This is a genomic window from Streptomyces sp. NPDC090077 (assembly GCF_044747545.1).
In the GTDB taxonomy this organism is placed as follows: Bacteria; Actinomycetota; Actinomycetes; order Streptomycetales; family Streptomycetaceae; genus Streptomyces.
Map to the genome: position 1 here is coordinate 29,999 of NZ_JBIVEG010000007.1, position 25,938 is coordinate 55,936.

General features: G+C 71.8%; 34 protein-coding genes. 20 read left to right on the forward strand and 14 right to left on the reverse strand.

Annotated features, from left to right (window positions below):
* Positions 1–2 precede the first annotated feature (2 nt).
* The 6 genes from ACIPW5_RS14220 (at position 3) to ACIPW5_RS14245 (ending at position 4,068) form a co-directional block, all read left to right on the forward strand.
* Positions 3–1,091: a sensor histidine kinase gene (locus ACIPW5_RS14220; RefSeq protein ID WP_401244461.1), complete on the forward strand. Its 1,089-nt coding sequence runs from the start codon at positions 3–5 to the stop codon at positions 1,089–1,091.
* Complete coding sequence (locus ACIPW5_RS14225; RefSeq protein ID WP_401244463.1) at positions 1,088–1,792, forward strand: response regulator; 705 nt, start codon at positions 1,088–1,090, stop codon at positions 1,790–1,792. The genes ACIPW5_RS14220 and ACIPW5_RS14225 overlap by 4 nt, the downstream gene beginning before the upstream one ends.
* Positions 1,793–1,902: 110 nt before the next feature.
* Positions 1,903–2,148: a hypothetical protein gene (locus ACIPW5_RS14230; RefSeq protein ID WP_401244465.1), complete on the forward strand. Its 246-nt coding sequence runs from the start codon at positions 1,903–1,905 to the stop codon at positions 2,146–2,148.
* 5 nt (positions 2,149–2,153) lie between these two features.
* Positions 2,154–2,804 (forward strand): pilus assembly protein TadG-related protein, encoded by a 651-nt coding sequence (locus tag ACIPW5_RS14235; RefSeq protein ID WP_401244467.1) that lies wholly within the window; start codon positions 2,154–2,156, stop codon positions 2,802–2,804.
* Between the two features lie 231 nt (positions 2,805–3,035).
* On the forward strand, positions 3,036–3,425 hold the full coding sequence (locus ACIPW5_RS14240) for a hypothetical protein (RefSeq protein WP_401244469.1): 390 nt from the start codon (positions 3,036–3,038) through the stop codon (positions 3,423–3,425).
* 4 nt (positions 3,426–3,429) lie between these two features.
* Positions 3,430–4,068 (forward strand): OmpA family protein, encoded by a 639-nt coding sequence (locus ACIPW5_RS14245; protein ID WP_401244471.1) that lies wholly within the window; start codon positions 3,430–3,432, stop codon positions 4,066–4,068.
* On the opposite strand, the gene ACIPW5_RS14250 is transcribed toward ACIPW5_RS14245, so the two are convergent.
* Positions 4,065–4,736: an HAD family hydrolase gene (locus ACIPW5_RS14250; RefSeq protein WP_401244473.1), complete on the reverse strand. Its 672-nt coding sequence runs from the start codon at positions 4,734–4,736 to the stop codon at positions 4,065–4,067. The two genes, ACIPW5_RS14245 and ACIPW5_RS14250, sit on opposite strands and share 4 nt — an antisense overlap.
* Positions 4,737–4,743: 7 nt before the next feature.
* On the reverse strand, positions 4,744–5,397 hold the full coding sequence (locus tag ACIPW5_RS14255) for a response regulator transcription factor (RefSeq protein ID WP_401244474.1): 654 nt from the start codon (positions 5,395–5,397) through the stop codon (positions 4,744–4,746).
* Positions 5,398–5,575: 178 nt separating this feature from the next.
* Between ACIPW5_RS14255 and ACIPW5_RS14260 the strand changes: the two genes are divergently transcribed.
* A complete protein-coding gene (locus ACIPW5_RS14260) occupies positions 5,576–5,869 on the forward strand; it encodes a hypothetical protein (protein WP_401244475.1) in 294 nt (97 codons plus the stop codon).
* A gap of 39 nt (positions 5,870–5,908) precedes the next feature.
* Here the strand turns inward: ACIPW5_RS14260 and ACIPW5_RS14265 are convergent, their stop codons facing one another.
* Positions 5,909–6,106 carry a hypothetical protein gene (locus tag ACIPW5_RS14265; protein WP_401244477.1) on the reverse strand — a complete coding sequence of 66 codons (198 nt, stop codon included), beginning with the start codon at positions 6,104–6,106 and terminating at the stop codon, positions 5,909–5,911.
* 6 nt (positions 6,107–6,112) lie between these two features.
* Positions 6,113–6,964 (reverse strand): helix-turn-helix domain-containing protein, encoded by an 852-nt coding sequence (locus ACIPW5_RS14270; RefSeq protein ID WP_401244478.1) that lies wholly within the window; start codon positions 6,962–6,964, stop codon positions 6,113–6,115.
* 247 nt (positions 6,965–7,211) lie between these two features.
* Between ACIPW5_RS14270 and ACIPW5_RS14275 the strand changes: the two genes are divergently transcribed.
* From ACIPW5_RS14275 to ACIPW5_RS14290, 4 genes are all read left to right on the forward strand, one after another.
* Entirely contained in the window at positions 7,212–7,700 is a 489-nt protein-coding gene (locus ACIPW5_RS14275) for an ATP-binding protein (protein WP_401244480.1), read from the forward strand.
* Between the two features lie 53 nt (positions 7,701–7,753).
* Entirely contained in the window at positions 7,754–8,317 is a 564-nt protein-coding gene (locus ACIPW5_RS14280) for a DUF4291 domain-containing protein (protein WP_401244482.1), read from the forward strand.
* A gap of 80 nt (positions 8,318–8,397) precedes the next feature.
* The gene (locus ACIPW5_RS14285) at positions 8,398–8,997 is read left to right on the forward strand and encodes a hypothetical protein (RefSeq protein ID WP_401244484.1); all 600 of its coding nucleotides are present in this window, start codon (positions 8,398–8,400) and stop codon (positions 8,995–8,997) included.
* A 390-nt stretch (positions 8,998–9,387) separates the two neighbouring features.
* The gene (locus tag ACIPW5_RS14290; RefSeq protein ID WP_401244486.1) at positions 9,388–9,864 is read left to right on the forward strand and encodes a ricin-type beta-trefoil lectin domain protein; all 477 of its coding nucleotides are present in this window, start codon (positions 9,388–9,390) and stop codon (positions 9,862–9,864) included.
* 45 nt (positions 9,865–9,909) lie between these two features.
* Here the strand turns inward: ACIPW5_RS14290 and ACIPW5_RS14295 are convergent, their stop codons facing one another.
* From ACIPW5_RS14295 to ACIPW5_RS14305, 3 genes are all read right to left on the reverse strand, one after another.
* Positions 9,910–11,040 carry a MerR family transcriptional regulator gene (locus tag ACIPW5_RS14295; RefSeq protein ID WP_401244487.1) on the reverse strand — a complete coding sequence of 377 codons (1,131 nt, stop codon included), beginning with the start codon at positions 11,038–11,040 and terminating at the stop codon, positions 9,910–9,912.
* Between the two features lie 69 nt (positions 11,041–11,109).
* On the reverse strand, positions 11,110–11,496 hold the full coding sequence (locus ACIPW5_RS14300; protein WP_401244489.1) for a DUF6188 family protein: 387 nt from the start codon (positions 11,494–11,496) through the stop codon (positions 11,110–11,112).
* On the reverse strand, positions 11,493–13,319 hold the full coding sequence (locus ACIPW5_RS14305) for a polymorphic toxin-type HINT domain-containing protein (RefSeq protein WP_401244491.1): 1,827 nt from the start codon (positions 13,317–13,319) through the stop codon (positions 11,493–11,495). Before ACIPW5_RS14305 ends, ACIPW5_RS14300 begins: the two co-directional genes overlap by 4 nt.
* A 165-nt stretch (positions 13,320–13,484) precedes the next feature.
* On the opposite strand from ACIPW5_RS14305, the gene ACIPW5_RS14310 reads away from it, so the two are divergent.
* A complete protein-coding gene (locus ACIPW5_RS14310; protein WP_401244493.1) occupies positions 13,485–14,081 on the forward strand; it encodes a hypothetical protein in 597 nt (198 codons plus the stop codon).
* A 12-nt stretch (positions 14,082–14,093) separates the two neighbouring features.
* On the opposite strand, the gene ACIPW5_RS14315 is transcribed toward ACIPW5_RS14310, so the two are convergent.
* Together ACIPW5_RS14315 and ACIPW5_RS14320 are read right to left on the reverse strand one after the other, a co-directional pair.
* Positions 14,094–14,639, reverse strand: a complete 546-nt coding sequence (locus ACIPW5_RS14315) for a Uma2 family endonuclease (RefSeq protein ID WP_401244495.1) — start codon at positions 14,637–14,639, stop codon at positions 14,094–14,096.
* Positions 14,640–14,743: 104 nt separating this feature from the next.
* On the reverse strand, positions 14,744–15,289 hold the full coding sequence (locus ACIPW5_RS14320) for a TetR/AcrR family transcriptional regulator (RefSeq protein WP_401244496.1): 546 nt from the start codon (positions 15,287–15,289) through the stop codon (positions 14,744–14,746).
* Between the two features lie 97 nt (positions 15,290–15,386).
* On the opposite strand from ACIPW5_RS14320, the gene ACIPW5_RS14325 reads away from it, so the two are divergent.
* The 3 genes from ACIPW5_RS14325 (at position 15,387) to ACIPW5_RS14335 (ending at position 16,415) form a co-directional block, all read left to right on the forward strand.
* Entirely contained in the window at positions 15,387–15,791 is a 405-nt protein-coding gene (locus tag ACIPW5_RS14325) for a nuclear transport factor 2 family protein (protein WP_401244498.1), read from the forward strand.
* Between the two features lie 64 nt (positions 15,792–15,855).
* Complete coding sequence (locus ACIPW5_RS14330) at positions 15,856–16,173, forward strand: antibiotic biosynthesis monooxygenase family protein (protein ID WP_401244499.1); 318 nt, start codon at positions 15,856–15,858, stop codon at positions 16,171–16,173.
* A 20-nt stretch (positions 16,174–16,193) separates the two neighbouring features.
* On the forward strand, positions 16,194–16,415 hold the full coding sequence (locus ACIPW5_RS14335) for a hypothetical protein (RefSeq protein WP_401244500.1): 222 nt from the start codon (positions 16,194–16,196) through the stop codon (positions 16,413–16,415).
* 27 nt (positions 16,416–16,442) lie between these two features.
* On the opposite strand, the gene ACIPW5_RS14340 is transcribed toward ACIPW5_RS14335, so the two are convergent.
* The gene (locus ACIPW5_RS14340) at positions 16,443–17,027 is read right to left on the reverse strand and encodes a TetR/AcrR family transcriptional regulator (RefSeq protein WP_401244501.1); all 585 of its coding nucleotides are present in this window, start codon (positions 17,025–17,027) and stop codon (positions 16,443–16,445) included.
* Positions 17,028–17,146: 119 nt separating this feature from the next.
* On the opposite strand from ACIPW5_RS14340, the gene ACIPW5_RS14345 reads away from it, so the two are divergent.
* The 3 genes from ACIPW5_RS14345 to ACIPW5_RS14355 all read left to right on the forward strand — a co-directional run bounded on the left by ACIPW5_RS14345 (position 17,147) and on the right by ACIPW5_RS14355 (position 20,255).
* Positions 17,147–18,727, forward strand: a complete 1,581-nt coding sequence (locus ACIPW5_RS14345; protein ID WP_401244503.1) for an MDR family MFS transporter — start codon at positions 17,147–17,149, stop codon at positions 18,725–18,727.
* A gap of 271 nt (positions 18,728–18,998) precedes the next feature.
* On the forward strand, positions 18,999–19,817 hold the full coding sequence (locus tag ACIPW5_RS14350) for a polysaccharide deacetylase family protein (RefSeq protein WP_401244505.1): 819 nt from the start codon (positions 18,999–19,001) through the stop codon (positions 19,815–19,817).
* Positions 19,818–19,934: 117 nt separating this feature from the next.
* On the forward strand, positions 19,935–20,255 hold the full coding sequence (locus tag ACIPW5_RS14355; RefSeq protein ID WP_401244507.1) for a nuclear transport factor 2 family protein: 321 nt from the start codon (positions 19,935–19,937) through the stop codon (positions 20,253–20,255).
* A gap of 14 nt (positions 20,256–20,269) precedes the next feature.
* Here ACIPW5_RS14355 and ACIPW5_RS14360 read toward each other — a convergent pair whose 3' ends face one another.
* Positions 20,270–21,397 carry a serine hydrolase domain-containing protein gene (locus ACIPW5_RS14360; protein WP_401244857.1) on the reverse strand — a complete coding sequence of 376 codons (1,128 nt, stop codon included), beginning with the start codon at positions 21,395–21,397 and terminating at the stop codon, positions 20,270–20,272.
* Positions 21,398–21,582: 185 nt separating this feature from the next.
* Between ACIPW5_RS14360 and ACIPW5_RS14365 the strand changes: the two genes are divergently transcribed.
* A complete protein-coding gene (locus ACIPW5_RS14365; protein WP_401244509.1) occupies positions 21,583–22,203 on the forward strand; it encodes a hypothetical protein in 621 nt (206 codons plus the stop codon).
* Positions 22,204–22,358: 155 nt separating this feature from the next.
* Here ACIPW5_RS14365 and ACIPW5_RS14370 read toward each other — a convergent pair whose 3' ends face one another.
* The 3 genes from ACIPW5_RS14370 to ACIPW5_RS14380 form a co-directional block, all read right to left on the reverse strand.
* Positions 22,359–23,654 carry an extracellular solute-binding protein gene (locus ACIPW5_RS14370; protein WP_401244859.1) on the reverse strand — a complete coding sequence of 432 codons (1,296 nt, stop codon included), beginning with the start codon at positions 23,652–23,654 and terminating at the stop codon, positions 22,359–22,361.
* A gap of 294 nt (positions 23,655–23,948) precedes the next feature.
* Positions 23,949–24,566 (reverse strand): SMI1/KNR4 family protein, encoded by a 618-nt coding sequence (locus tag ACIPW5_RS14375; RefSeq protein ID WP_401244511.1) that lies wholly within the window; start codon positions 24,564–24,566, stop codon positions 23,949–23,951.
* Between the two features lie 22 nt (positions 24,567–24,588).
* Positions 24,589–24,966 (reverse strand): DUF192 domain-containing protein, encoded by a 378-nt coding sequence (locus ACIPW5_RS14380; protein WP_401244513.1) that lies wholly within the window; start codon positions 24,964–24,966, stop codon positions 24,589–24,591.
* A gap of 165 nt (positions 24,967–25,131) precedes the next feature.
* Here ACIPW5_RS14380 and ACIPW5_RS14385 point away from each other — a divergent pair, with 165 nt between their 5' ends.
* Positions 25,132–25,872 (forward strand): prepilin peptidase, encoded by a 741-nt coding sequence (locus ACIPW5_RS14385; RefSeq protein WP_401244515.1) that lies wholly within the window; start codon positions 25,132–25,134, stop codon positions 25,870–25,872.
* The last annotated feature ends 66 nt before the right edge of the window (positions 25,873–25,938 follow it).

A 25,938-nucleotide genomic window follows, 5' to 3' on the forward strand; every position in this document is an offset into this window, starting at 1 on the left:
CCATGAGCCCGCAACGCCTGGAAGCCAACGCCCTCCAGGCCCTGTGCCGCCAGGTCTTCGCGGTACGGCTGGTCATGATCCCCCTCGGCGCCCCGCCGGCCCTGGGCCGGACGGCGCCCGGGGTACCGACGTACCTGGTGGCGGGCTCCGTCGTCGCCACCTTCATGCTGTCGTACGCCCTCTTCCGCGACTGGGAGCGCTTCGGGCCGCTCCTGCTGCGCCACCGGTGGCTGCTGGCGGCGGACATGGCGGTGGGCGCGCTGCTGCTGGTCACGGCCACCCCGTCGTCCCCCCTCGGCCTCGTGGCCCTGGGCACCCCGCTGCTCGCCGGGCTGGTGTACGGCTGGCGGGGCTCGGCGGTCATCGCGGCGGCCCAGACGGTGCTGGTGGCCGCCCTGGGCGGCGGCCCGGTCCTCTCCTTCCTCTGCGTCCTCTCCGGGGCGGCGGGCTCCTCCGTACGGGACTTCCTCCTCCGCCTCTCGCAGACCCGGGCACGGCTGGCGGCGGCCGAGGCGGTCCGGGAGGAGCGGGAACGGCTGGCGCGGGAGATGCACGACTCGGTCTCCAAGACCCTGCACGGGCTGGCCCTGACGGCCGACGCCCTGGCGCGGACCACGGACCCGGAGCTCGTCCGCGTCCGGGCCGAGGAGGTGGCGGCGGCGGCCCGCCGCGCGGCGGGGGAGTCCCGGGCCCTGCTGGCGGACCTGCGGGCGGAGGAGTTCCCCCTGCTGGCGGCGCTGCGCGCGCTGGACGCGGAGGTCCGGGTGACGGGCGCCCTGCCGGCCCTGCCGGCCCCGGTCTCCCGCCACGTCTTCTCCATCGCCTCGGAGGCGGTGGAGAACGTACGCCGCCACGCGGGGGCGTCCGCGACCCTGCTCACCGTCTCGGTGACCGGCACGCACCTCACCGTCTCGGTGGAGGACGACGGCCGGGGCCTGCCGCCGCAGCTGCCGTCCACGGGCCACTTCGGCGTGCGCGGCATGCGCGAACGCGCGGCGGCGATCGGAGCCGCCCTCTCGCTCGGCCCCCGCCCGTCGGGCCGCCCGGGCACCCGTGTCCGTCTCTCGCTCCCGCTGGAGGGCACCCGATGACTCCGACCCGGCCTCAGCCGCCGATCGACGTCCTGATCGCCGACGACAACCCGGTGGTGCGGGCCGGCCTGAGCGCGCTGCTGGCCACCGCCGGGGACCTCCGGGTGGTGGCACAGGCCCGCGACGGCCGCGAAGCCCTGCACCTGACGCGGACCCACGCCCCGGACGTGATCCTGCTGGACGTCCGGATGCCGGGCGTGGACGGCATCTCGGCGCTGCCGCACCTGGTCTGCCTGGCCCCGGTCTTGATGCTGACGTACAGCCAGGAGGCCGACCAGATCCGCGAGGCGCTGCTGCTGGGCGCGGGCGGCTACCTGATCCACGGCGAGTTCACCGCCGACGAACTGGTCCGCGCGGTCCGCGACGTCCGCGCCGGCCGCGCCCACTTCTCCCCGACGGCGGCGACGGCGGTCCTCACGGAACTGAGGTCCTCTTCGCAGACGCAACCTTCTGTGGCACAGTCGACGGAGCGCGTGCACAACTCCGTTGTCTTCGGGCTGAGTTCGCGGGAGGTGGAGATCATGGACCTGATCGCGTCCGGCATGAACAACCAGCAGATCGCCGGCGCCTGCTTCATCAGCGAGAAGACGGTCAAGAACCACATCAACCGCATCTTCGCGAAGCTCCAGAGCACGAGCCGGAGCGAGGCGATAGCCCGCTGGCTGGGAACCGCCCGTCCGGGGGTGACCGGTCATGGGTAGACGCCGTGCGCAATGGGACCGTATTTGGGCCCCGGGACCCTTGGTTATCTCTCGTCACTCCCCGTACCGTCCGCAGATCGACAGCGGAACCGGACCGGGAGGGACCCCCTATGTCGAACAACACGCTGCTGAAGACGTCCGTCGAGGCGAAGATCCGCCTGGCGGGCTGGACGGACACGGCGGTATCCCGTCTCCGCAGGCGCTACGCGAACCCCGACCGGGGGCAGACGGCGTTCGAGTACCTGGGCATCATCCTCGTGGTCGTGGTGATCATCGGGGCGATCGTCGGTTCCGGTATCGGTTCGGAGATCACCACAAGGATCAAGGACGCGGTGAAGAGCATCAAGGCTGGGTAGCGGCGTTGCCTGCGCGGCGCAGGGGTGACCGAGGGCAGGCCTTCCCCGTCTATGTGGTCGTGGTGGCAGGCTTGCTCTTTGCCGCGCTTGCCTTCTTCGTCATCGGGCAGGCGTCAGTCACTCGCAGCGATGCGCAGGGCGCAGCCGACGCAGCGGCTTTGGCCGCGGCCCAAGACGCGCGAGACCACCTTGCTCCAGGGCTGATCCTCGCCGAGCTGCAGCCGAAGGACTGGATCGAGGTGCTCAAGGGGAACCGGTTCGGTTCCGGGGGCTGCGACAAGGCAGACAGCTTCGCTGAGATGAATGGCGCGAAGGCATCGTGCACCTCCGCTCGGCTCAGCTTCACAGTGGCTGTCGAGACCGACAGGAGCGTCGGGAGTTCGGTGATCCCCGGCACCGAATCCATGCGCGGAACAGCCCGTGCTACCGCGGAGATCGAACCACGGTGCCACCTGGGCGATCTGCCCGTGCCGACTCCAACACCTACGCCGACCTCGACGGAGCCTCCCCAGCCACCCACCGACGAAGGCAAGCCAAAGCCCGTATCCGTGAAGATCCAGTGCAAAGGGGGGAAGGAAATCACCTTCGACCCCTCGAACCCTGATCCGTGGCGCACGTTGGGGCGAAGCCTCTTCGATGTGCGACTGACCGACTAACAGCGAGCGACGGACAAGGAAGCAGCGCACATGAGCATGCGGCAAACGGTGAAGCTTCGCGGGGGAGCGACTGTTGCGGTTGCAGCGGTTCTGGCCCTCACGTTGGCCGGGTGCGGTGGAAGTGGCGACGAGAAGGAAAAGGCTCCTGACAAGTCCGCTCCACAGCAGTCCCAGGGCGCAGGGAACCAAGGGTCCGTGCCGAGCAAGGGGCCGAGTCCGGAGCCTACGGAAGTGATCGCGACGCTGAGCGGAGAAGCCGGGATGGCCTTGGTCATCAACTCGGTGCGCAGGGATTCCGGTGGGTTCGTCACCGTGAGCGGGCAGATCAAGAACGGTGGTAGCCAGTCCTTCACTCGTACATCGGACTGGCGCGGGATCGAACTGAAGGGCAGCGGAGAGTCGGTGGCAGGGGCGACCCTGGTGGACAAGGTGGGCAAGAAGCGCTACTACGTGCTTCGGGACACCGAGTCCAGGTGCCTGTGCACAACTGGTATCTCCAGCGTCGATCCCGGCAAGAGCGTGCCATTCTTCGCCCAGTTCCCGGCGCCGCCTGCCTCCACCAGCGAGGTGGAGTTCAGCCTTCCCACCTTCAACTCGGCCACCGTCAAACTCTCCGGGTGACCCCATGACACAACGCCACCGCGTAGCCGCAGCCACCGCCATCGCCGGGCTCGTCATCGCCGGCACCCACCTCATCGGCGCGACGAGCGCCCACGCCGACGAACCCAAGCCCTCCGTACCCCCCGGCACGGAGCCGTCGGCGGCCGCGCCCGTGCCCATCGACTCCGGCGCGCCCGGCCTGAAGATCCCCCAGGGCGGCACCCTCGCACCCATCAAGGTCCTCGACATCGCCGAGGTCGTCGAGGACCTCGGCGGTGAGCAGCGCCGCCAGGAGACCAACCAGAACGTCATGATGGCCCTGCAGTCGGAGGTTCTCTTCCCCGAGAACAGCGCCGTCTTCAACGCCCAGGCCGCCTCCCGCATCCAGGCCATCGCGCAGGAGATCAACACCCAGAAGGCCACCCGCATCCGCGTCTTCGGCTTCACCGACGACCAGGGCAGCTACGAGCACGGCAAGGAGCTCTCCAAGCAGCGCGCCGACGCCGTCCAGGCCGAGCTGGCCAAGACCGTCACCAACCCCGGGGTCACCTACGACGTCCGCGGCTACAGCGAGGACTACCCGATCGCCGACAACAGCACCGAGGAAGGCCGCAAGAAGAACCGCCGGGTCGAGATCACCTTCCCGCGCGGCGCGGCCGGCTAACGCTCCCCGCCGCCACCGTCGCAACCACCGGCGAACGCGACGATGTCGCGGACCGCTTCGTGCAGGGTGCCGAAGTGGCGGTGCACGCCGTCCACCGCCGAGGGGGTGTTGACGCCCCACACCGTCATCCCGGCGCGCAGCCCGGACTCCACCCCGGAGGGGGCGTCCTCGATGACCAGGCACTGCTCCGGCCGGGCCCCGAGCCGCGCGGCCGCCCGGAGGTACGGGACGGGCGACGGCTTGCCCTCCTCCACGGCGGCCGCGTCCACGAGGACGTCCGGCACCGGCAGCCCCGTCCGTGCGAAACGTCCCCGCACCCGGTGCTCGTAGTTCGAGGTCACCAGCGCCCAGGTGCCGGGCTGCAGGGCGCTCAGCAGCTCCGAGGCGCCGGCGAAGGCCGTGTAGGTGCCGGAGCGGACGTCCTCGTCCTCCAGCTCGTGCAGCGCGGCCAGGCACTCCCGGGGGTCCCGCTCCGGGGCGACCTGCGCGAAGGTCTCCATCGGCCTCGTCCGCAACGCGACCCGGTGGACCTCGTCGGCGTCCAGCCCGTACCGCTCCGCCCACGTCCGCCAGACCAGCCGCTGGTTGTCGACGGCGTCGATCAGCGTGCCGTCGACATCGAACAGGACGTACCTCGTGGCGCCGGACCGGCCCGGATCATCGATCACACCCCGATCATGCCATCGGGGACCCCAGACCGGCCCGGTCGGCCAGTACGGCCGCCCGGACCCGGCTGGGGGTGCCCAGCTTGGCCAGGACGGCGCTGACGTGGTCCTTGACGGTGGCCGGGCTGAGCCCCAGCCGCGCGCCGATCGCGGCGTTGGAACGCCCCGTCGCCAGCAGGGCCAGTACGTCGCGCTCCCGCGAGGTGAGCGTCGCGATGCCTGCCGCCGCCGGGCCCCGCCGGGCCCGTTCCCTCAGCAGGGCGGAACGCAGCGGCGGCCACGCCCCCTCGCCGACCACCCGCACCCCGTCCGCGAGCATCCGCACGAGCGGTACGACCGTCTCCAGGGCCACGGCCTTCGGTACGTAGCCTGCGGCGCCCGCGCCCAGGGCCACCGCCACGTGCTCCGGGTCCACGGAGCGGGACAGGACGCACACGACGGGCGGGGCGGCGGTGGACGCGAAGCCGGCGGCGAGCGCGTCCGCGTCGGCGGTGCAGGCGTCCAGCAGCACCACTTCCGGCTGCTCGCGCCGCACCGCCGTGACGGCTTCGGCCACCGGGACCGCCGAGGTCAGGGTGATGTCCGGGGCGCCGGCCAGGGCGGAGCGGAGCCCTTCCCGGATCAGCGCCTCGTCGTCGACCACCAGTACGCGGACCATGAGCATCAGCTCCCGTCCGTATTGTCCCCGGCCCGACGGAACGGAAAACCGACGGCGCGGACCACCCCCGCCGGTCGGCGGTTCCGCTCCCGCCGACCGGCGGATGGTGCCGGTCGGGCCCGGGCCGCAGGCTCGTGGCAGTCGGGGAAGACCCCGGCGCACCGGCACGACGAAAGAACCCACCGTGAAGCTCTCCACCCGCGCGCAGGCCGCCGCCACGGCCCTCGCAGCCCTCGCCGCCGTCCCGCTCCTCACCCTGGGGGCGGCCTCCCCGGCCGCCGCCGGCAGCTGCGACTTCGGCGGCGGCGCCGGCGGCCGCTGCACGTCCGCGTTCGAGCCCACCGAGGCCAACTGCAACGGCATCTTCGGCTACCTGCGCTCCCACGGCGGCAACCTCGGCAAGATGAGCAACACCTTCCAGAACGAGTGGCGCCAGTGCGCGGCCGGCCCCCTCGCCGGAAGCTTCGGCAAGGGCTGACCGCCTGCCGCGGGAGGGCCACCGGGAGGGGGGTGGCCCTCACCCCTCCAGCAGGTGATCGGCCTTCCCGGCCTTGATGTCCCGGATCAGGGCCGAGAGCGCCGCCCGGCTGTCCGTAAGGGGGCGGTCTTCCTGCCCCGCGACGGCTATGTAGCTGTTGCCGTCCCCGTCCACCCCGATGCGGTAGCAGTTGTTGCCCGAGCCGCAGTACGGGTCTTCCCAGTCGATCTCGGCCATGGCCCCTCACAGTTCCTTGCGGATGCGGTGGATGAAGTCGCGGGAGGGGGACGCATCGAGCGTCTTCCCGTACATCCACTCCAGGTGGCTCCGGTACTGGGCCAGCTCACCGTCGGCGTGCATGAACGTCGGCCCGTGCGCGGAGTCGAGCTGCGCCGTGTCCAGCTTCGGCACGACGCCTTCGGCGTACAACAGGGCATGTCCCGCGCCGGGAAAGATGCCCTGTGCGATGGGCAGTACCCGGATGGTGATGTGATCGGCCGTGCTCTGCTCGGCGAGGTACTCCAGCTGCGCGAGGGCTGCTCGCCGGCCGCCGAACTGCATGCGCAGGGCGGCCTCGTGTACGAATCCGGTGTATCGCACGGGCTGCGGGCGCTCCAGAACGAGCCGTCGTTCCCGCCGGAAGGCGACCCGGAGTTCGACGTCCAGCCGGGTCAGCTCCGGCAGGAACGCTCCGAAGATGGCGCGTGCGTAGTCCTCCGTCTGGAGGAGCCCGGGAACGTGCACGGTCTGCACCGTGTGCAACTGCGTGGCGTGCCACTCCAGCTCTGCGATGTCGAGCATGCCCGCCGCGAGTCTGCCCCGGTACTGGTCCCACCAGCCGCGCACTCGCGCCTGTGTCATCGCGGTCAGGGCGGCGAGGTACGTCTCGTCGGTGCAGCCGTAGTTGGCGGCCAGAGTGCTCAGCCGCTCGGCGCTGATGGTCCGCACGCCCGACTCGATGTTGGGGATCTTGCCCCGGTCGATGCCGAGCAGTCCGGCCGCGAACTCGGCCGTCACGCCTGCGTGGAGGCGCATTTTGCGCAGCTCGGCACCGAGTCGGGCCTGACGGTACGTCGGTGACGTCCTGGGTGGCATGGGGGAAGTCTGCACGGAAGCATCCGCCCGATCCAATAAAGGCGCGGACATCACCGTGCGGGTGGCGCAGGCATCACCAACTGCTCTACATTCGGTAACGCACCGCTCACGCAGGGGAGTCGAAGTGCATCGCCGCAGCATGCCTCGGCCTCGGCGACGGGCCACCTCCCCGCCCGCGCGAGCCAGCCGTGCGCGTCGAGCTTCCGATGCCAATCCGCCGTCACCGCAGACGACTTGGGAGCCGAAGATGCTCAGTCCGCTCAGCCCGTTCACCGCGTCCCTGTACGCCGCCCCCACTTCCTGCCCCGTCGCCCCCGAGGGCGACCCCGCCGAGCCGGCGGGGCTGTCGTGCAGCGTGACCCTGCCCGCCTCCGCCCGCTCCGCGGGGATCGCGCGGCAGGTCGTGCGGGCCGCGCTGCGGGCCTACGCGCTCGATCCGCTCGAACCCACCGCCGTCCAGGCGGCCTCCGAACTCATGGGCTCCGCCTGGCGGATGGACCCGTACGGGGAGACCTACCTCTCCCTCCGGCACCGCGACGACGCGCTCCGGCTCATCGTCTACGACGGCCACTCCGCCCACGCCCACCCCCGCCTCGCCGCCCTCTGCGAAGCGCGCCGCCGGGCCACCCTGAGGGTCTTCGCCGCGCTCGTGCGCGACCACGGCGGGGACTGGGGCGTCGGGCCCTCCCGGGAGCCCGGCGGCGGGACGCGGACCTGGGCCGTCCTGCCGGTGTGAGGCCCGCGAAATCCGGTCGCGGCGCCGACGGGCCGGATCCGATACTCCGGGGCATGGCACCCCAGTTCCAGGTCCGGGCCGACTACGACGCCCGGACGATCGTGGTCTACCAGGCCTACGCCCCCGCCATCGCGGACGCCGCCCTGCGCGCGGGGCGGTTCGTCGCGCCGTTCTCGTTCGGGCGGATGACGTGGATCAAGCCGTCGTTCCCGTGGTTGATGCACCGCAGCAACTGGGCCCGCAAGGCCGGGCAGGAGCGGGTCCTGGCGGTCCGGATGACGCGGGACGGGTGGGAGGAGGCCTTGTCCCGGGCCGTGCTCACCACCGCGGACCCGGACGCCGTCGCCCGGGCGGACGTGCACGTCCAGTGGGACCCGGAGCGTTCGCCGCGCGGGGCGGCGCTGAACCACTACAGCATCCAGGTCGGCATCGGGCGCGGGCTGATCCGTACGTTCACGGACGAGTGGATCACCGGCATCACCGATCTCACCCCGCAGGTCCGCAAGGCCGCAGACCTGGTGCGGGCCGGGCAGGCCGCGAAGGCGCAGCGGCTGCTGCCGCCGGAGCGGCCGTATCCGCTGCCGCCGGCGCTGGAGGCGCGGCTCGGCCGGCTCTGACATCTGTCACTTTCCTCCGATGTGAACTCCCCTGACAGTGGAAGGAGATGATCGGACGGACGGTGGAACGGGGGGCTCGCGTGACCGACGTGGACCGGGTGACGGGGACCGTGACGGCCAGGCCGACCAGGACCGGCATGGTGCGCGTGCTGGCGGGGTCGCTGGCGGCGGCGGTGATGCGGCGGCCCAAGGTGGCAGGGGTGCGGCACTCGGCCGGGCTGCGACAGCTGGTGCTGGCGCTGGCCGGCACCGAGATCGTGACCGGCTTCCTGCTGTCCTCGATGCTGCCGCCCGCCGTCCGGCCGGTGCACCTCGCGCTGGAGGTGCTGCTGGTCCTCACCGGCCTCGCCCTGGCGGCCGCGCTGCTGCGGCACCCCCACGAGGTGGACGCCGAGCGGCTGGTGCTGCGGACCGCGCTCCTCGGGGACGTGACGCTGCCGCGCTCCGCGGTCAGGTCCGTCGCACCGGTGGTCCGCAGCGTGCCGGGAAAGGGTCCCCGGCCCGTGCCCGGCGAGCCGGGGGCGGTGGCCTGCTCGGTGGAGGAGTCGCTGAACGTGGCCGTCCGTCTGGACCCGCCCGTACGCCTCGATCTGGGCGCGGCCGGGGTGGTCGACGCCGGGGTCGTGTACGCCTCGGCCGACTCCCTGCCCGATTTCAGGGCGGCCCTCCGCGCGGCCTAGGGGTGCGTGGAATTCACTCCCGATTCACCTTGTCCGCACGGTCGGCTTGATATCGAGCGTGCTGCGCAGGTGGGGTGTGGCGGAATGTGCATCCGGAACGTTTCCGCATGCACGGAAAACCGTTCCCGCCCTGCGCAGGGGTGTCACGCAGGGTGGGATCCGGCTCGTCTGCCGGGGTGTGAACTGCGCATTTCGGCCACTTCGCGCCACGCTCGCCCGTCATCCGATCATCTGCCGACTGATCGTTACGGGTGAACCGGTCGGGCGACCCAATTGCTCGGGTGATGATCGCTGGTATCAATTTCCATGTGCTCGGATCCGAGCCGGATAACCCCTTCCTTTTGGCTTGAGTGAATCACTCCTGCCTGCGTCGAGAATGGAATCCGCATCATGGCAACCGCCCTCCGCAAGACGCTCGCCCTCACCACCGTCGCCCTCGTCGCCGCGCTCCTGCCCGCCGGCGGTGCAGGGGCCGCGGGCAGTGTCCAGCAGTCCGCCGTCCCCGGCCGGTACTGCCTCGCCAACACCTGGGGCGTCCCGGACGTCTCCTCCAAGCCGTGCGACTCCGCCGACCGGGGACAGCACTGGACCCTCGCGGGCCACCAGATCGCCCTCACCGGCGCGCGCGGCTACTGTCTGGCCAACACCTGGGGCAAGCCGGACGTGTCGTCGAAGCCCTGCGACCCCAACGACCAGGGGCAGTACTGGAACGTCGACGGCCAGAAGATCTCCCTCGCCTTCGCCCCCGGGTACTGCCTCGCCAACACGTGGGGAACCCCGGCGGTCTCCTCCAAGCCGTGCGACTCCGCCGACCGCGGGCAGAACTGGGTGGTCTTCAACGAGCAGATCAGCCTGGCCCTGGTCTGACGCCACCGTCCGCCCCGTGCTCCGGGGCACGGGGCGGAGCGCCCCCTAGTCCTCCACCCGGACCGGCATGAGCAGCGAGTACGTGTCCTCGTCGTCCGCCCGTCGGACCGTCAGGGGCGCGGTGGGGGCGCCGGCCTCCAGGACCAGGCGGTCCCGGTCCCCGGCGGCGAGGGCGTCGAGCAGGAAGGTGCGGTTGACCGCGATCCGGTCCCCGTCCCCGGCCCCGTCGTCCCCCGGCGCGCCGTGTTCGCGGACCGACACCGTCCCCCCGTCCGCCACCTCCAGCACGCTCACGTCGTACGCCGTGCCGTCCTGCTCCCGCACCTGGCTCCGTACGGGCCCGCTGCGCAGGGCCTCCCGGAACGCGGCCGCGTCGACCGCGGCCCGGCGCCCGGCCGGCAGCCGGACGAGCCGGCGGTAGTCGGGGAAGCCCGTCCCGGCGCACCGTCCGCCCGCCTGCCGGTCCCCGGCCTCCAGGGCCACCCTGTCCCCGTCGAGCACCAGCTCCGCAGGGCCTTCGCCGCCGAGCAGCGCCCGCATCGCGTCGACCAGCGGGGACGGGACGACGGCCTGGACGCGGGTGCCGTCGTACTCCCCGGAGCCGGTGACGGCGGCCGCCGAGACGGCCAGCCGGTACCGGTCGGTGGCGACGACCCGCAGGGTGCCGCCCTCGACGTCGAACAGGACGCCGCCGAGCATCGGCAGCTCCGGATCGGTGCTCGCGGCGAACCGGACCGCGTCCAGCGCGGCGGCCAGCCCGGGCCCGGACACGGTCAGCCGGACGGCGGCGGTGTGGGCGTGGGCGAAGGACGGACTCATCGGGTTCTCCCTGGAATCGAGAAGGGCGCGGACCATGGAGAACTCGCTGCGCGCACCGGCGAGCCCCCGCTCCAGCCGGAGCAGGTGCTCCGAGAGCAGCTTCAGCACGAGGGCGGTGTCGGACCCGGACCATCCGGCCGTCACCAGCCGGATGTCCGCCAGCGGCATGCCGGCCCGCCGCAGGTGCGCCAGCAGGCGCGCCTCGGCCAGCTGTCCGGGCCCGTACCAGCGGTACCCGCTGACCGGGTCCACCCGGTCCGGGACCAGTACCCCCGCGCCGTCGTAGAACCGCAGCGCGCTCACGCCCAGTCCGCTGTCCCGGGCCATCTCGCCGATACTGCGCATCTCGTTCCCCACGTCCCGCACTCTCTTCCCTCGACCAGGTCGAGGGTCAAGCCCGTCAAGCCCGTCAAGCCCGTCAAGCCGTCAAGCCCGCATGGTGCCCGTGCCCCGCTCCCACGACCAGCAGTACGCGCCCGGCTTCCACAGGCGGATCCGCGTCGCGGGTTCCGCCGCCCGGACGTTCAGGTGGTGGCCCGTGCCGAACACCATCCGCAGGGCGCCGTTCTTGAACGCGACCGCCGACCGGACGGTGCTGCCGACGAGGAGGCCCGCCTCCCCGGAGGGCAGCGCCACCGCCCCCGGCGCGGACGCCGGGCCGTCGGTCAGGAGCACCGGCCCGGAGACGGTGAGCAGTGCTCCGTCGGCGAACGCGACGGTCAGGACCTCCTGCGGGAGGTCGACGGAGTCGACGGCCACCACGGCGGTGCCCCGCAGTCCGACCAGCCAGCGGTCCTCGTGTTCCTCGATCACGGCCGGTCCGGCAGGTGTTCGAAGATGTTGCCGATGATGTCGCCCGGGCTGCCGTCGGGCAACTGCGGATGGACATCGCCCGTCCTGGGGTCGATGAGCATGTCCGGGTTCCTGTTGCCGCCGATCCCGCGCCAGCCGCCCTGTGCCTTCACCTTGTGGATCGCGTCCTTGATCTGCTTGACGGAGTAGCCCGTCGCCTTCGCGATGGCGCCCGGCCTGCTGCACAGCCCGCCCGCATTGTGCACGAGGACCGGAGTGGCGCCCGCGAGCACGTAGTAGGTGTGGAGGCCGTTGACCGTGAGGTTGTAGGCCCCCCGGAGTTCCTTCCAGTGGACGACCTTCTCGATCCCGACGGCGGTGCCGTCCGGGGTGCGCAGGGTGTCGCCGGAGTTGAGGTCGGCCGCGTCCGTCCACTCGCCCCGCTTCGGCGACCAGAACGGGTGGTGGTCGGTGGCGGTCAGGGTGCCCCGGCCGGCGTCGGCGGCGAGGGTGATGCCGGTGAAGTCGACGTCGTCGGGCGTGTGGATGGTGTCCTCGACCGGACGCGGGCCGGTGACGCCCGACCCCGGGTCGGTGGCGAGGACCGTGTCGCCGGGCCGGACCTGCTCGATGGGGCGGGTCCCCCCGTCGCCCATCAGCACGGGCGTACCGGCCGGGAAGCTGTTGAAGCACCCGGCGACCCGGTCGCCCTTGCGGGCGGCGCGGATGGCGTCGGCGGTGAGCGTCCCGCCGTTGCGGACCCAGCGCAGCACGACGAGCGCGCCCAGGGCGCGGTCGGTGACGCTCAGCTCCTCGCCGGTGGCCAGGTCCTTGCCGCGGAGGGCCTCCACGACGCCCTTGCCGTCGCCGATGCCGGGGAGCAGGTTGAGCAGCGAGCCCATCCTGCGGTCCTGGGCGGCGAGCACCTCGGGCGGCGTCTGGTTCGCGCCGACCTTCTCGTTGACGTGCGAGAAGTCGAACGTGATGTCGGGCACCGAGACGATCTTGTCCGCGGCCTTGTTGAACCCGCGCACGGCGGTGTTCATCTGGCCCAGGCCCTCGTTCATCTCACGGACGCCCTCGTTGAGCTTGTCCATGCCCCGGTTGGCCTGCTCCAGGCCCTTGTTCATCCCGTCGATGCTCTCGTTGACCTGGACCATCGCGGCGTTCATCTCGTCGAGGGCCTCGTTCATCTGGTCGAGGCCCGCGATGATCTGGTCGATGTCCTTGCCGATGCCCTTGAGCTCGTCGAGCGCGTCGAAGATGCTCGGGCCGTCGGCGGGCTTGATCTCCTTCCGCTCGGGGAAGTAGTCCCCGAGGTAGACGGAGAGCAGGGCGGTGAGCTCGGCGGAGGGCTCGCCGACCGAGTCCAGCAGCTCCGATGCCTGGAACAGCTGCTTGCGGAACTTCTCCAGGTGCGGCTTGCCCGCCTTGTACGTCTTGGCGAGCTGCTTGAAGATCTCCCTCCGCCGCTCGGGGTCCGCCTCCTGGTTCGCCTGGGTCAGTAGTGGCCGGAGCTGGCCGGCCAGCTTCTCCAGCTCCTTGTTGACCTCGGTGAAGGCCGCTCCCTCGTCCTTCATCGCGGCCTGGGAGATGTAGAGGTACGTGCCCACGGCGAGGCTGAGCTTGACCGACTTGAGGGCGAAGTCGCGGGCGCACTGAGGCCGTTGGTGCAGCGGCAGTGAGCGGCAGTTCGCGTACTTCGAGACCTTGGCGGCCATCTCCAGGAGCGTGGGCTCACGCTCGGGCTGCTCGGCGGCCGCGGCCGAGCCGACTCCCGCGCCCGCGGTCAGGCACAAAGCGGTGAGGACGGCGACGATCTTCTGTTTGACGTGCTGAAACATGCGTTCCTTACGACGCGGCCCGCGAGGGCCGCGCTTCCCCGTGGCGGCGACGGCCGCCGGTTGCTGCTCACGCGTCACGCGCGTGTGGATGTGGTCGCGGCCGACCGTACGGCGTTACCGCAGGTCATGATCATTTGGCCTCAACCGGCCCCGTAGGGTGGGGGGATGGAGACGGAAGCGCAGGCCGCGCAGGGGCGGCTCCGGGGGGTGCCGCCGGACCGGGCGTTCCTCTTCGCCGTCCTGTGCGCGGTGCTCGCCGCGGTCGTCGGCTGGACCGAGCTGATCCTGGTCGTCCCGGGGTGGGTGCTGCCGCACTGGGCGGTCGCGGGGATCGTGCTGCTCGCCGCCGTGGCGCTGCGGATCGGCCGCCTCGCGCGGCGGCGGCGCCCGGCGCGGGCCGTCGCCGGATGGTGGTGGGCGGCGTTCACCCTGCCCGCCGTGGTGGCGGCGGCCGGCATCGGGCTCGGCGGGGTGGGGGACCTGGGGGCCGAGTACCGGGTGCTGGACCCGGCGGGCCCGGGCGGCTGCCGGGCCGTGGTGCGGGAGAACGCGTTCCTCGTGATCGGTGACGGGAGCGTCTACGCGGTGCGGGGCTTCGGCTTCGCCCTCCCCGGCAGCAGCTGGATCGCCGACGACAACGCCCGCCCCGTCGCCGCCGGCGACTACGAGCTGACCTGGGGCGACCGCTCGGGCGTCCTGACCCTCCACGGCCGCGAGACCGACCCCGTGACGCCGGCCCTCCACGGGGTCGACTGCGGCTGATGACGCCCCGGCTTAGCCCGCGGGAAGGAACGCGGTCGTGTCGATCTCGCACGAGAAGGGGGCCGGCACCGGCAGCGGGGTGCCGAAGGAGACCGTCCTGTGGGCGCGGTAGCCGTGCGGGGAGGGGTCGGAGAAGCAGGTGATCTCTTCCGCCTGCATGTCGACCACGAGGTACACGGGCACCAGCTGCCCGTACACCTGGAGCTTCTCCTGCCAGTCGACGTCCCTGGTGGAGGTCGACGTGAACTCCGCGACGAGGCTCAGGGCCTCGCCGTCGCCGTGCCGTCCCTCTGTCAGGAAGGCGGACCGGTCGACGACGTAGAGGTCCGGTCCGTAGGCGCGTCCTACCGACGGGAAGCTGAACAGGAACGGTGCGTGGGTGGCCACCTGTTCCGCCGCGATGTGCTCCGTCAGCTGCTCACGCAGGCTGAGCGTGGGGCGCATGCAGCGCAGCTCAAGCCAGGGCGAGACGATGATCTTCCCCCGGATGAGCTCCGCCTTGTAGCCCTCGAGTGTGTCCAGCTCTTCGACCGTGCGCAGCATGCCCTCGAAGCTCATGGCTGTCACCGTGGTCCTCCGGGCGGCGTCGGTGTCTCGTCACGCTGCGTGCCTCCTGCCAGGCTAGCGCGGCGGGCCGACGGCCGCCCCGGCCGCGCGGGTGCTCACCCGTTCGGGCCGGAGCTCGTTTCCAGGAGGCGCAGGGCCGCTTCGCGGGCGCGGAGGGCCGGTTCCGGGCCCGGGTCCAGGGCGGCGACCACCGTGGCGCCCTCGGCCAGGATCAGGAGCTGGTCCGCGAGGGCGGGGGAGTCGGTCAGGGTGCCCAGCAGGGAGCGCAGCTCCGCCTTGTGGCGGCGTACGACGTCCAGGACGGCCTCGGGGCCCGTCCCGAGCTCCCCGTACGCGTTGAGGAAGGCGCAGCCGCGGAAGTCCGGCTCCGAGAACCACCGCGCCAGCCAGTCGAAGACCGCTGGCACCGGCTCCCCGGCCGCCGCCACCGCCTCCCGCAGGCTGCCGGTCCAGCGGGCGTCGCGCCGCTCCAGGTAGGCGGCGACCAGGGCCTCCTTCGCCGGGAAGATCCGGTAGAGCCGCTTCAGGGGTACGCCCGACTCCGTGCGGATGCGGTCCATGCCGACGGCCTGGATGCCCTCGGCGTAGAACAGCGCCTCCGCCGCGTCGAGCAGTCGGGTGCGGGCCTCTTCGTCGTCCATGGGGTGAAGGGTAGTGGAGGACCGCTTGCGTCGAGAACGTTCGTTCTCTACCTTGAGAACGAACGTTCTCCGATCTGTGGTCCGAGAGGAACTTCCCATGCTCAAGCCCCCGTTCACCGAGGAGACCGCCCGCGCCAAGGTGCAGGCCGCCGAGGACGCCTGGAACACCCGCGACCCCGGGCGCGTCGCGCTCGCCTACTCCGAGGACTCCGTCTGGCGCAACCGCGACCGCTTCCTGACCGGCCGCGCCGAGATCCGCGCCTTCCTCGCCGGGAAGTGGGAGCGCGAACTGGACTACCGCCTGCGCAAGGAGCTCTGGGCGTACACCGGCAACCGCATCTCCGTGCGCTTCGAGTACGAGTGGCACGACGCCGGCGGCCAGTGGTGGCGCAGCCACGGCAACGAGCAGTGGGAGTTCGACGACGACGGCCTGATGCGCCGCCGCGAGGCCAGCATCAACGACGTCCCCATCGAGGAGTCCGAACGGCGCCTGCGCGCCTGAGCCGCCGTTCCGGCCTAACCTGGGGGAGGGGCCGACTCGGGGCCGACTGCCTGGATGGTGGGCGATGTCCGACGAGACGAACCGGTACTGGGCCTCGGGCAACTGGCAGGTGCGCGCGGGCGCGGAGGACGAGTTCGTCCTGCGCTGGACGGAGTTCCTGACCTGGACCTCGGGTGCCGTCGACGGCTTCCTGCACGCCCGGCTGATCCGCGACCTCGACGCACCGGGCCACTTCGTTTCGGTGTCCCGCTGGACCGGCGTGCAGGCCGCGCGGGACTGGCAGTCCATGCCCGAGTTCGCCGAGCTCTTCGGCGCCTGCCGGGCCCTGTGCGAGGACATGAACAGCGGCGTGTTCGAACTGGCCATGGCCGTGGACAAGTGATCGACTGACACAATGCCCGCATGGCGAACGAAGACAAGACCACTGCGGGCGAGGGCGTTTACGGCAAGGAGGCCGCCGCCGGCCTGTCCGCCGGGCTGTCCGCGGGCATCCTGCTCGGGCTCCTGGTGTTCGACAACATCGGCCTCGGCCTGGCCCTCGGCACCTCCCTCGGCCTCGCCGTCCCGGTGCTGCGCCGGTCGCTCGCGGCGAAGCGCTCCGCGACCCCGCCGGACGGCTCCTGACGCACCCCGCCCGGCCCGCCGCCGCGACTACGCGTCGCCGTGGTGGGCGCGGGTGATCAGGTCCGTGGCGACGTCCAGGGCCGCCATCCGGGTCTCCTCCGGATCCCCCTCCACGTGCTGGAGGAACATCATCCCCGCGTGCAGGGTGAACAGGGCGCTCACGCAGCGCACCTGGTCCGTGAGCGGGCCCTCGTCGTTGCGCAGCAGTTCCACCAGGGTGAACAGCCGGCGCTTGACCGTCTCCCCGATGCTCAGCTCCCGCATCGTGGCCTGGTTCTCCTGCATGAAGCGGTACAGCGGCGCGCCCGCCGCCATGGCCTCGCTGTAGCGGCGCAGGACCTCCCGCTTGGTCTCCAGCGTCTTCGGCTGCTCCTGCGCCCACTCGATCAGCTCGTCGATCGGCCGGGTCAGGTCGTCGAAGACGCTGATGATGATGTCTTCCTTGGTCTTGAAGTGGTAGTAGAGCGCCGCCTTCGTGACCTCCAGCCGCTCCGCGATCTCCCGCAGCGAGGTCTTCTCGTACCCCTGCTCGGCGAAGAGCTCCAGTGCGACGTCCTGGATGCGCTGGCGCGTGTTGCCGCGCCGCGGCTGCTGCGGACCGGTGCTGGACATGGGTCTCCCGAGTACTTACTTGACGCCCGGCTAGTGACGGGTCTACCTTCCCCAGTGTAGTGAACTAGCCGGGCGTCAAGTAAGTACCCGGCGCAGTTGTGTGTGAACGGGGAGTGGACATGGCGGAGAACATCACGAAAGCAGCGGGCGCCGAGGAGGTGAAGCCGCGCAGCGTGCGTGTCGTCCTCATGGCCCTCATGATCGCAATGTTGCTCGCCATGCTCGACAACATGATCATCGGTACGGCGATGCCGACCATCGTCGGCGAGCTCGGCGGCCTCGAACACCTCTCCTGGGTGGTGACCGCCTACACGCTGGCCACCGCCGCCTCCACCCCGATCTGGGGCAAGATCGGCGACATGTACGGGCGGAAGGGCTCCTTCCTCACCTCGATCATCATCTTCCTCATCGGCTCCGCGCTCAGCGGCATGGCCCAGGACATGGGCCAGCTCATCGGCTTCCGCGCCGTCCAGGGCCTGGGCGCCGGCGGCCTGATGGTCGGCGTCATGGCGATCATCGGCGACCTGATCCCGCCCCGCGAGCGCGGCAAGTACCAGGGCATGATGGCCGGCGTGATGGCCCTCGCCATGATCGGCGGGCCGCTGGTCGGCGGCACCATCACCGACCACATGGGCTGGCGCTGGTCCTTCTACATCAACCTCCCGCTGGGCGCCGTCGCCCTCGCGATGGTCACGGCCGTGCTGCACCTGCCCAAGAAGAAGGCGCAGGGCAAGATCGACTACCTCGGTGCGGCCCTGCTGACCATCGCGATCACCTCCACCGTCCTCGTGACGACCTGGGGCGGCACCGAGTACGCCTGGGGCTCCGCCGAGATCATCGGCCTGATCGTCGTCGGCGTCCTGTCCGTCGCCGCGTTCCTCTACGCCGAGACCAAGGCCGCCGAGCCGGTCATGCCGCTGCACATCTTCCGCAGCCGCAACTTCACCCTCATGTCGGTGATCGGCTTCCTCGTCGGCTTCGCGATGTTCGGCGGCGTGCTCTACCTCCCGCTCTTCCAGCAGTCGGTGCAGGGCGCCTCCGCCACCAACTCCGGCCTGCTGCTCCTGCCGATGCTGCTCTCGATGATGGCCGTCTCGCTCGTCGCGGGCCGGATCACCACCAGCAGCGGCAAGTACAAGGTCTTCCCGATCGCGGGCGGCGCCCTCATGGTGGTCGGCCTGTTCCTGCTCGCCACCATGGACACCGGCACCACCCGCCTGGTCTCCGGCCTCTACATGGCCGTCCTCGGCGCCGGCCTCGGCTTCCTGATGCAGATCACCATGCTGGTCGCGCAGAACAGCGTCGAGATGAAGGACATGGGCGTCGCCTCCTCCTCGGCCACCCTCTTCCGCACCCTCGGCGGTTCCTTCGGCGTGGCCCTGATGGGCTCCCTGTTCACCTCCCGGGTGACGGACACCATGTCCGAGCGGCTCGGCCCCGAGGCCGCGCGGTCCGCCGGCTCCGCCCAGCTCGACGCGGCGAGCCTGGCCAAGCTGCCCGAGGCCGTCCGCGACGCCTACCAGCACGCCGTGGCCGCCGGTACCCACTCGGCGTTCCTGCTGGGCGCGGCCGTCGCGGTGGTGGGCTTCGTGCTCGCCTGGTTCGTCAAGGAGGTCCCGCTGCGGGGCGCGGGTCCGGCCCCGGCCGGCGGCGAGCCCGCCAAGGCCGCACAGGCCCCGCAGGACACCTTCGCGCACTGAGTCGCGGCTCACCGCCCGCAGCTCACCGCTCCGACTGCCGAAGAGGCGGGTGCGGCCCGGATTCCCCGGGCCGCACCCGCCTCTTCGCATGCCCGCCGGCGCGTCCGCGCGTCCGCCCGTCCGTATGCCCCGAACAGGTGTGACAACTGAGGTTATTGAGGACCAAAGTCCTTATTACCTGGAATTTATTGGGCAATTCGGTGGAACCCCGCCAGGTATGAAGGCGTCATGACCCACAGAACCCTTGCAAGGCCGGATGGGGAGTGGACACATGACGAGCACGCAGAAGCACAGCCTCCGGAACCGGCTGGCCGTCGGCGCCTCGGCCGCCGCCGTGGCCGCCACCATCTGGGGCGTGACGGCCCTCGTCGCCACCGACGACGGCCGCACCGACCGCCCCGCCGGCTCCGCCGGGCAGACCGGCAACGGCCCGGCCGCCCAGCCCCCGCAGGCCCCGCCCGCCGGGCTGCCCGACAGCATCGCCCACGCCTCCGAGGCCGGCGGCAACGCCGTCAACATCACCATCGACGACGGCCCCGACCCCCGCTGGACCCCGCAGGTCCTGGAGGTGCTGGCCCGGCACGACGTCAAGGCCGTCTTCTGCATGATCGGCCCGCAGGCCAGGGCCCACCCCGACCTGGTCAAGAAGGTGGTCGCGGCCGGCCACCGGCTCTGCGACCACTCCATGGACCACGACACGACCATGGACAAGAAGCCCGTCGCCTACCAGCAGGCGCAGATCCTCGACGCGAAGAAGCTGATCGAGGAAGCCGCCGGCGGCGGCGCGAAGGTCGAGTACTACCGGGCCCCCGGCGGGGCCTTCACCCCCGACAGCCGCAGGATCGCGGCCGCCAACGGCATGCGCCCGCTCGGCTGGAACGTCGACACCAAGGACTTCGGCAAGCCCGGCACCGCCGCCATCGTCGACGCCGTCAAGCGCGAGATCGGCAACGGCCCCACGGTCCTCTTCCACGACGGCGGCGGCGACCGCAAGCAGACCGTCGCCGCCCTCGACCAGGTCCTGACCTGGCTGGAGGAACAGGGCCGGCCCACCGGCTTCCCGGTGCGCACCGCCGCCGACCCCTCCTGACACGCCGCCGGACGGCGAACGGGTGAGGGTCGGCCGTCCGGCCCCGCCGGGGGTGTTCCCTGGTCGCGCGCGCAGCAGCAGGACGCACGACGACCACGCACACGACCGGGAGACCCCATGATCAAGCCGGACCAGCTCACCGACCCCGCCGTCCGGGCCTTCGTCACCGCCGTCAACGCGGGCGACCAGAACGCCTTCCGGGCCGTCCTGACCCCCGGCGCCACCATGTCCGACGACGGCTCGGACCGTGACGTGAGCGACTGGGCGGACCGCGAGATCTTCTCCTCCCGCGGCCACATGTCCGTCGAGAAGCAGACCGACGACGGCCGGTCCCTCGTCGTCTCCTACCGCAACGACACCTGGGGCGAGATGCGCACCGCCTGGCGGTTCACCGTCTCCGACGGCCACATCAGCCGCTTCGAGACCGGCCAGGCCTGACCGGGGGCGGGGGCCTACAGCCCCCGCGCGACCTTCAGCACCGCCGCCGTCAGGCGCCCGTTCTCCGGGGCCAGCCCGCCCGGGAAGGCGAAGCGGCGGCGCGTGTACCCGTACGCGATCCCCGTGACCGGGTCGGCGAAGCCGTTGCCGCCCGCCGCGCCGCAGTGCCCGAAGGCCTCGGGGCCCACCGCCGGCTGGGTCTCGAAGCCCAGCCCGAAGTGGTCCGGCTCCGAGGTCACCTGGTCGCGGCCCGGCGTGTGCAGCCGCGCCACGTCGGCCACCGTCGCCGGCTCCAGCAGCGCGGGCAGGCCGTCCAGCCCGCCGATGGCCGCCGCGTACAGGGCGGCCACCCCGCGCGCCGTGCCGCTGCCGCCCGCCGAGGCCGGGCCGAGGGCCTTCACCTTCGGGTGGTTGGCGTACCCGACCAGGTCCATCGGCGGCTCGTGGTGCCAGTTGAAGGCCGTCCTCATCAGCTCGGGCGGCGGCCCGCCCGCCGCGAGCAGCTCCTGCTGCGCGGGCGTCGGCAGCATCTCCAGGACCGGCTTCCAGCGGTCCTCCAGCTCCGCCGGCAGCCCCATGTACAGGTCCAGCCCGTACGGCGCCCGCACCCGCTCCTCGTAGACCTCCTGGAGCGAGCGGCCCGTGGCCCTCCGCACCACCTCGCCCGTCAGCGCGCCGATCACGAACGCGTGGTAGCCGTACGCCGTACCGGGCTCCCAGAACGGCTCCTGCACCGCCAGCCGGGCCGCGACGAACGCGTCGTCCGCGATCTCCTCGTACGAGAAGCCCTCGTCGGAGCTGATCAGCCCGGAGCCGTGCGCGACGAGCTGCCGGACCGTCAGCCGCTCCTTGCCGTGCCCGGTGAACTCCGGCCAGTACGCCGACACCGGGCGCTCCAGGTCCAGTACGCCCTCCTGCGCCAGCAGCGCCACGACCAGGTGTGCGGCGCCCTTGGTGAGGGAGTAGACCCCGCTCAGGGTGGCCCCGTCGGTGTCCTCGCCGCCCCACAGGTCCACCACCGGCCGCCCGTGGTGGAGCACCGCCAGCTGGGCCTCCGGCGGGTGCGGCTCGGCGGCCACGAAGGCCTCGAACTCCTCCCGGACCGTCTCCCAGCCCGGTGCGACCGTCCCGTCTACTGTCATGCCCATGTCGTCCCCCGTGTCGTGCGGGGACCGTTTCCCCGTCCGGGCACAGACAAGCAGAGACGTCCGGGGCGCATTCCGGACCGGAACGGAATCTGTCACCTGTGCGTCCGCGGGCCGCTCCGTACGGGTGAACGCGCGCACGGCGTCGTTCCGGCCCGCCGCGGGCGCCCGTTGGACCGGGCATGAAGCGCACTCGCACCGCCGCCCTCGCCCTCGCCGCGGCAGCCGCGGCCGTCGCCCCCGCCCTCGGCCAGGCCTCCGCCACCGCCGCACCGGGCACCGGGTTCCTCCAGGACCCGGCCGGGGGCGAGCACGAGATGAAGTCCCTGTGGACCAAGGACCAGAAGCACAAGCTGGAGGGCCAGGTCCGCTTCCACCCGGGGATCCAGTACGGGACGGTCTCCCGCCCGTCGCACCCCCACGACCCGCGGGGCGAGCGCCGGGTCGCCGACCCGAACACGCTCTCCTGGACGCCCTCCTACGAGTTCGCGTGGGCGGTGTCCGACGTCCTGGTGAACAAGGGCCTGACCACGAAGAACGGAAAGCACCCGATCGTCCTGCACGCCGTGCTGCGCGACGCGCGGGGGAACGCGAAGGCCGAGGTGGAGCGGAAGCTGACGGGGCAGCCCGCCACGGGGCGTCAGAAGGTCCCGGGGGACAAGAAGATCGCGTGCGACACCGGCGAGTACACGGTGGAGTGGTCGGTCACGCGGACCCACTACGGGACGCTGACGGGCACCCTGCGCTGGGATTCCAGCTGCGAGCGGTACCGCAAGGCGTTCTCCTCGGAGAACGGCGCGTAGCGGGGCGGGGGAGCGGAGGAGGCCTGTCGCCCCGCGCACCTTGTGGGTGCTCGGCGGGCGACCGGGCCACGGCCTTGGATCAAGTGCCGAGAGCCATTCTGCCGTACGGGATGCGGTGCGGCAGGGAGGCGAAGGTCCCTTGTTGCGGGGGACTTTCAGTGCTTCTTCTTCGAGGCGGCGCTCGCCTTCGCGGCGATGTCCTCCAGGACGGCCTTCGGGCTGCCGCCCGGTTCCAGGGCCCGGCCGATGTTGCGCTTGATGGTGTCGCTGACCGTCACCCAGGCGGGGTCGTTGACCGGGTAGAGCTGGGCGCCGCGCAGGGCGGTCAGGAACTGCTCGTCGTTCTTGTCCAGGCCGCCGCCCGAGGGGGTGCGGGAGGCCGTGACGGTCGAGGGCAGCAGGCGGTAGCGGCCCGCGAAGTCCGACAGGTTCTTGTCCTGGTAGACGAAGTCGAGGAACTTGCCGATCTCCTCACGCTTGCCGTTCTGCTTGAAGGCCATCATCCAGTCGGCCACGCCCACGGCCGGCGGGGTCTCACCGGTGCCGAGGAAGTCCGAGACGGGCATGGACACGGTGCCGACGGTGATGCCCTTCGCGCGCGCCTCGTAGGAGAGGGACGGGTAGCCGTTGAGCATCCCGACCTCGCCGCGCAGGAACGCCGCGAAGGCGTCGGCGCGGTTGAGCTGCGCGGGCGGGGTCGGGCCGGTCAGCCCGGGGCCCACCAGCTTCTCCTTCAGCCACTTGAAGGTCTCGATGTTCTGGTCCGAGGCGAGGCTGTAGTTGCCGCTGCTGTCGGCGTAGCCGCCGCCGTTGGACAGCTCCCAGATCATCGCCTCCGCGTGCGCCTCCTCGGGGCCCAGGGGCAGGGCGAACGGGTACTTCACGCCCTTGGCCTTGAGGGCCTTGGCGGCGGTCTCCAGATCGGTCCAGGTCTTCGGCTGCCAGGTGGCCGAGCCGTCCTTGCCGACGAGGCCGGCGTCCGCGAACAGCTTGGTGTTGTAGAAGAGCAGGCGGCTGCTCGCCACGAACGGCAGGCCGTAGAGGGTGTTGCCGACGGACCCGGCCTCGGCGAGGGGCTGGAGGAAGTTCGCCTCCGCGGTGATCGAGAGCAGTTCCTCCGCGGAATACAGCTTCCCCTGGGCGGCGAAGTCCGAGTAGGAGCCCATGAGGGCCATGTCGGGCGCCTTGCCGGCGGCGACCATGCGGGAGACCTCGCGGTCGATGTCGGCCCACGGGATGAGCTCGACCTGGACCTTGATACCCGGGTTGGCCTTGGTGAAATCGGCCGTCACCTTGTCCCAGAAAGCCTTTGAACTGTTGGCGGACGTGTTGCCGTATTCGGCCGCGACCAGGCGCAGCGTGCCGCTGCCGGCGTCTCCGGAGGAACTTCCGCAGCCGGACAGCGGTATCAGTAGACCGAACACGGCTGCTGTCGCGGCCGCGCCGAACATTCTTCGTCGCACGGGTGGATACCCCTGATTTTCTTTTGAGTCCCGTTATTACTTATGAGTTGCTCCGGGCTGGGGTGTCCCGCCGTGCCCGTCTGGCCGGAATTCTCTCCTGAGGGCGGTCGGCTTGAATGCATTGGGTCGACGGTTGTGTTCGATACTCCAATCAATGGTTTTCCGAATTGTGTTTTCCGATATGGGTGAGGGATATGTGACGCGCGTAGAAATGCCAAAAGCCCGTTTCCGGAGCGGAAACGGGCTGTGGGTGCGGGCCGGCGGGCGGCGGGCCGGTGCGCGCTAGTCGGCGAACTCGCCGGCGTAGGGGTCGGGCTCGCCGGTCTCGGGGTTGCGGCCCTCCTGCCAGCGGCGCTGGGCCTTGCGCCAGTGGACGAAGCTCAGGTGCCCGGCGTCCCAGAAGGTGATGCTCACGGGGCTCACGTCGAACTCGTCGGAGCAGAGCCGGAGCAGGAATTCGGCCATGCCGTACGGGTGGACGGCGAAGGCGTCGGCGGTGTGCCGGCCGGCGACCAGCACCGGCCACCGGTCCGGGTCGGGGTCGGTGGTGAGCCAGCACAGGATGTCGGACCCGCCGGTGACGCCCCAGGCGATGATGGACTCCGGGTCCACGTCGAAGGCGGCCCGGCCGCCCCCGGCCTCCCAGAGCTGCCGGGCGTTGGCGGTCTCCTCGGCCATCTCGGCCGGGTCCCACTGGAGTCCGGGCTTGGGCAGCGGCAGCAGGATGCTGGCCTCGCCGTTGATGGAGCCGGCCCCGAAACGGCCCATGAACGCCACGAAGTCGGCCGGGAACCGGGTCCCCCAGGCCGCCTCCGCCGCCTGCCAGTCGATGTCCTCGTCGGCGCCGTGCGTCGCCGGCATGATCTGCTCCAGCGCCTTGATCCGCGCGTTCTCCGTCATGCCGCTCCCCTGAGACCCCAGCTCAACCGCCCCAACCTACCGCCCCGTGCGGAGAGGTCGAGACGGCGACCTGACTCCCCACGGCCAGGCCCCAGCCGGCCATGGCCCCCGCCGCGGCCTCCAGCACGTGCCGGGACCGGAGCCGGGGCAGGCCGAGGCGGCCCGGGGGCATGGTGGTCAGCGCGATCACGCGCAGCCGGCGGTCGAGGTAGGCCACGTCGATCGGGAACCGCATCCGGAAGGTGTGCACGCTCCCCGCGGGCGTCAGCAGCAGCGCCCCCTCGATCCCGTCGCGCCCGAGCAGGCCGCGGGTCCGGGCCCGGTAGGAGGCGGCGACCTCCAGGGGGACCGCGGCGGTGCCGATGTGGAGGGTGCCGATGCCGTCCGGCCAGTGCGCCATGGGGGCCACCCTAGGCTCCTGGGGGCTCCGCCCCCAGACCCTCCCCCAGCTACCGCTGGGGGTGCCCCCAGCCTCAAACGCCGGCGGGGCTGGATTCTGCCGGCCGGCGCGGCGTTGGGTCCTCGGGCCCGTGTCCGCGGCGGCCGCGCGGCCTACCGTCGCCGGATGGGCACCACCGTGATCATCGCCGCAGCCGCGTACGGCGCCACCGCCGGCCTCGCGCTGCCCCGCGCCGCGTACCGGCTCTCGGTGGAGCCGGGCGAGCCCTGGCGCGGGCGCTGCCCGGACGGCCACCCGCTGCGAGGGTGGCTCGGGCCCGCCCGGTGCGCCCCCGGCGGGGCCGGCGGGCCGGTGGCGCGGCGCTACGGCCCCCGCGCCGCAGGGGCCGCCGCCCTCACCGCCGCCGCGTGCGCGGCGCTCGCCGCCGCCGTCGGCCCCCGCCCCGAGGCGGCGGTGTTCGTCGGCCTGGCGCCCGTGCTGGTGCTGCTGGCCCTCGTCGACCTCGCGGTGCACCGGCTGCCCGACGTGCTCACCCTCCCCCTCGCCGCGGCCTGCGCGGCCCTGCTCGGTGCGGCCGCGCTGCTGCCCGGTGCCGCCGGGTCGTGGCGGCTCGCGCTGCTGGGCGGACTCGCGCTCGGGGCCGCGTACCTCGTGCTGTTCCTGATCAACCCCGCCGGGATGGGGCTGGGGGACGTCAAGCTGGCGCTCGCCCTGGGGGTCGCTCTTGGGTGGTACGGGTGGGGGGTATGGGCCGCCGGGGCGTTCCTGGGCCTGCTCTACGGCGCCGCATACGGCCTCGGCCTGGTGCTGAGCGGCCGCGCGGGCCGTGAGCAGGGGTTCGCCTTCGGGCCCTTCATGGCCGCCGGAGCCCTCACCGGAGTGCTGCTGGGCGGATTCGGAGCGTAATCGTTTTGCGGCAATGCACGCAGGACGCTTTACGAAGGGTTATGGTGGAACCCCCCCCTCGGGCCG